Source organism: Vreelandella sp. L-15 (genome assembly GCF_056857635.1).
The window spans coordinates 1-3,500 of the sequence record NZ_JBSXNN010000001.1; the positions used below are offsets into that span (position 1 = coordinate 1).

Consider the following 3,500-nt stretch of genomic DNA (forward strand, 5'->3'; position numbering starts at 1 on the left):
GGAGTTATGGTGATTTCTGGTGTATGGAAGCAGGCTGAAAGGATGGCGTATCCTGTTGGTTGATCACCACCAAGATCACAACCAACAGAGGATGGATACGCCATGTCCAAGTCTAACCTGCATGCTCTTTCACAACCAGAGGCGACCACGAACGATCCCTTGCACGATCTGATCCGACAGGGTGCCCGTGACCTGATTGCGCGGGCTGTCGAGTCTGAGCTTCAGGGGCTACTGGATCAGTATGCCGATGTATTGACACCCGATGGTCGCAAGGCGGTAGTCCGAAACGGTCATTTACCAAAGCGAACCATTCAGACAGGCGTTGGAGATGTTGACGTTCAGGTGCCCAAGGTCCGGGACCGCAGCGGCTCCGGCATTCGCTTCAACAGTCAGCTCCTGCCACCGTATTTGAAGCGGGCCCAGAGTCTGGATGAACTCATCCCCTGGCTCTACCTGCGCGGTGTCTCCTCTGGCAATTTCCAGGAGGCCCTGAGTGCCTTGGTCGGCGAGCAGGCCAAGGGCCTGTCCGCCAACACGGTGTCACGGCTCAAGGCACGGTGGCTGAAGGAGCACGAGGATTGGCGTCGCCGTGACCTGGGCCAGAAGCGCTACGTCTACTGGTGGGCAGACGGTGTCTACAGCAATGTTCGTCTGGATGATCGACTTTGCCTGCTGGTGATTATCGGGGTCACAGAGCATGGCCACAAGGAGCTGGTCGCGGTGGAAGATGGCCACCGCGAGTCCGAAGCCAGCTGGCGAGAGCTGCTCACCGGCTTGCGTGAACGTGGCCTGGACAATGCGCCCAAGCTGGCCGTAGGCGACGGGGCTTTGGGCTTCTGGAAAGCGCTGAGCAAGGTGTTTCCGGATACCCGGCACCAGAGGTGCTGGGTTCACAAGACTGCCAACGTGCTGGACAAGCTGCCCAAGTCCGTACAGCCGAAGGTGAAGTCAGACCTGCATGAGATCTATCTGGCGGAGACCCGTGATGGCGCTCACAAAGCCTTTGACAGCACGTTAAGGCGATTCCGGGACAAGTACCCGAAGGCCATGGAAAACCTCGAAAAAGACCGGGATGAACTGCTGGCCTTTTACGATTTCCCGGCAGCGCACTGGATTCACTTGAGGACCACGAATCCCATTGAGTCCACCTTCGCCACAGTCAGGCTGAGGACCAAGCGAAGCCGGTCCTGTGGCAACCGCGACACTACGTTATCGATGGTATTTAAATTGCTCCAATCCGCCCAGAAACGCTGGAAGCGGATCAAGGGGTTTAACCAACTGAAGCTGGTCGTGAATAACGTTCAGTTTCGGGATGGAGAACGGGTGGATGATCAATCCGGCAGAGACGCCGCCTGATGCTCATACACCAGATTTGACAATAACTCAAGATGCCTACTTGGCTGCTAAAAAGTACATCGCCTCAATAGACGAAATCGAAGAGCACTTGCATGAATTACTTTTCCAGTACAATCATATATGTCCTGCCCAAGGGGTAATGGTCGAGAGTAAAGATGTATCAGTAAAGCGTATTGAGCATTTGAATAATGTTTGGGGTTACTTGTATCAAGCTAGACGAAGCTTATATAAGTCACACCGCGAACTAGAATTTTGGAGCGTAATGCTCACAGATGAATTTTCTGAAGACTATAACCCGGCTTATTCATGAGGCCGGCCTGAAAACGAAGATAGCGGATGGTATTCTCTTGAAAATTCAGTGTGTTCCGCCAAGAACCTGAACCAAGGGAGCGGTAACTGTCAAGGTATCTGTCGCCCTGTTTGATTTTTATGCAGCTATTTTCTCTACCTCCCTAACTACTCGGCGCTCTGGGTTTAGCGATACTAATGTCACAGGATGCCAGTTGCGGGTGTCTCCACTCCAGCGCTCAGGATGCACAGCTCTGGCTGCAAGGTTGAGCGCATGTCTCTTGGCCAATATGACTTTGTCTTCTCCTGTGTGGCGCTGCATCGGCGTCACGAAGCGGATAGCACTGTGGCGGTGCTCATAGTTGTACCACTGGACGAAGCCGTGCACCCAACGCTGGGCAGCTGATAGGTCAGCGAAGCCACTGACGGGGTAGTTCGGCACATACTTGCAGGTGCGGAACAGAGCCTCGGAGAAGGCGTTATCGTTGCTCACACGCGGTCGACTGAACGAAGGCTGGATCTGCAGATCTCTCAGCTTCTCAAGCAAGGTAATGCCTTTGAAGGGGCTGCCGTTATCTGCGTGCAGCACCAGAGGCTGGCCTACCATGTTTTCGGCCAGCACGGCTCGCTCAATGACACGGCGTGAGTTAGCTGCAGACTCCCCCAGAAAGGCTTCCCAGCCCACGACTTTACGGCTGAAGATGTCGAGGATCATCACCAGATAGTAGTAGGTACCCTTGGCTGGCCCAGGAAGCCAGGTGCAGTCCCAGGACCACACCTGGTTGGGGGCGGTTGCTGTATGTGTAGTCGGCGCTGGCTGTGATTTGCGGGCTTTGGCGCGTCCCCGGTGTGCCAGCTGGCCATGTTTACGCAGCACTCGATAAAAGCTCGATACGGAGGCAATGTAACGCTGCTCTTCATCCATCAGCCGAATAACAATTTGATCCGGCGGTAAAGCAGCAAACTCGTCACGGTGGCATTGCCTCAAGATCTCGGCCTCTTCTTCTGGGGTCAGCGCATTAGCGGGGGCTGGGCGTTCGGCTAAAGGGCGTTTGTCGCCTGTTAGCTTTCCCGTCTGCATCCAGCGTTGGTGAGTCCGGATAGAAATCCCGACAACTTCACAGGCAGCCGCCAAGGTGGCGCCCTCGTTGCAGGCAACAGCAATCAGCTCTACGGCATGTTGGCGATCCTCGATGCTGATCATGACTCCTCGTCCCCCCAGATCGCCCGTGCTTTTTTTGACAGCGTCAGCAGTGCAGCTGTCTCCGCGAGTGCTGTGTTCTTGCGCTGTAGCTCTCGTTCCAGCTCTTTGATCCGCTTACGCTGCTGCTTGGCTTCATCCGCTTCTCGACGGCGGTCCTCATGGGACAAGCTGGCGGCTTGTTCGTAAGCGTTCATTCCACGACGTTCTGCCACCCTGCTGAAAATCGCCCTACAGTAACCTCACACTTTCCAACACGAGGTTACCCCTATGAGAAAGCACCGCACACCCGAACAGTGGCAGGCTCTGGTCAATCAGCAGCGTGACAGTGGTCTGTCAGCTTCGAAGTTCTGCAAACAAGAGAACATCGCCTACGCCACTTTCTGTAACTGGCGCAAGCGCCTGTCCGATCAGCCTGCCCGTGACTCACCGGATTCCGGGGCAGCCGGTTTTCTCGACCTGTCCTGTCTGATGGGTGCAGCGCAGTCCGGCCGAGGCTGGAACATAGTGCTGACCCTCGGCAACGGCGTCGAACTGCGGCTGAGCCAGAACGGATGATCGGGCTCGATAGCCAGGCGCGCATCTGGCTGTGCACCGAGCCCACCGACATGCGCAAATCGTTCCGGGGCCTGAGCGCCCTGGTTCGGAATCAATT

Annotated in this window: 6 protein-coding genes; 4 read left to right on the top strand and 2 right to left on the bottom strand. The window is 55.7% G+C overall.

The window, feature by feature from the left end:
* The first annotated feature begins 102 nt into the window (after positions 1 to 102).
* Entirely contained in the window at positions 103 to 1,356 is a 1,254-nt protein-coding gene (locus tag AC13CY_RS00005) for an IS256 family transposase (RefSeq protein WP_011783528.1), read from the top strand.
* Positions 1,328 to 1,666: a hypothetical protein gene (locus tag AC13CY_RS00010; protein WP_483052157.1), complete on the top strand. Its 339-nt coding sequence runs from the start codon at positions 1,328 to 1,330 to the stop codon at positions 1,664 to 1,666. The genes AC13CY_RS00005 and AC13CY_RS00010 overlap by 29 nt, the downstream gene beginning before the upstream one ends.
* Before the next feature lie 117 nt (positions 1,667 to 1,783).
* Here the strand turns inward: AC13CY_RS00010 and AC13CY_RS00015 are convergent, their stop codons facing one another.
* Both AC13CY_RS00015 and AC13CY_RS00020 read right to left on the bottom strand, forming a co-directional pair.
* Positions 1,784 to 2,848 (bottom strand): IS3 family transposase, encoded by a 1,065-nt coding sequence (locus AC13CY_RS00015; RefSeq protein WP_483052158.1) that lies wholly within the window; start codon positions 2,846 to 2,848, stop codon positions 1,784 to 1,786.
* On the bottom strand, positions 2,845 to 3,042 hold the full coding sequence (locus tag AC13CY_RS00020) for a hypothetical protein (protein ID WP_483052159.1): 198 nt from the start codon (positions 3,040 to 3,042) through the stop codon (positions 2,845 to 2,847). The genes AC13CY_RS00015 and AC13CY_RS00020 overlap by 4 nt, the downstream gene beginning before the upstream one ends.
* Positions 3,043 to 3,115: 73 nt before the next feature.
* Between AC13CY_RS00020 and tnpA the strand changes: the two genes are divergently transcribed.
* Positions 3,116 to 3,403 (top strand): IS66 family insertion sequence element accessory protein TnpA, encoded by a 288-nt coding sequence (gene tnpA / locus AC13CY_RS00025; protein WP_483052160.1) that lies wholly within the window; start codon positions 3,116 to 3,118, stop codon positions 3,401 to 3,403.
* Positions 3,400 to 3,500, top strand: a 101-nt coding sequence (gene tnpB, locus AC13CY_RS00030) for an IS66 family insertion sequence element accessory protein TnpB (protein WP_483052161.1), incomplete at its 3' end; no start/stop codon positions are given. The genes tnpA and tnpB, both read left to right, overlap by 4 nt.

Bases quoted from the DNA above. Each gene is read 5' to 3' on its own strand.
- AC13CY_RS00005 (WP_011783528.1), top strand. From the start codon at position 103: ATGTCCAAGTCTAACCTGCATGCTCTTTCACAACCAGAGGCGACCACG.
- AC13CY_RS00010 (WP_483052157.1), top strand. From the start codon at position 1,328: ATGATCAATCCGGCAGAGACGCCGCCTGATGCTCATACACCAGATTTG.
- AC13CY_RS00015 (WP_483052158.1), bottom strand. From the start codon at position 2,848: ATGATCAGCATCGAGGATCGCCAACATGCCGTAGAGCTGATTGCTGTT.
- AC13CY_RS00020 (WP_483052159.1), bottom strand. From the start codon at position 3,042: ATGAACGCTTACGAACAAGCCGCCAGCTTGTCCCATGAGGACCGCCGT.
- tnpA (WP_483052160.1), top strand. From the start codon at position 3,116: ATGAGAAAGCACCGCACACCCGAACAGTGGCAGGCTCTGGTCAATCAG.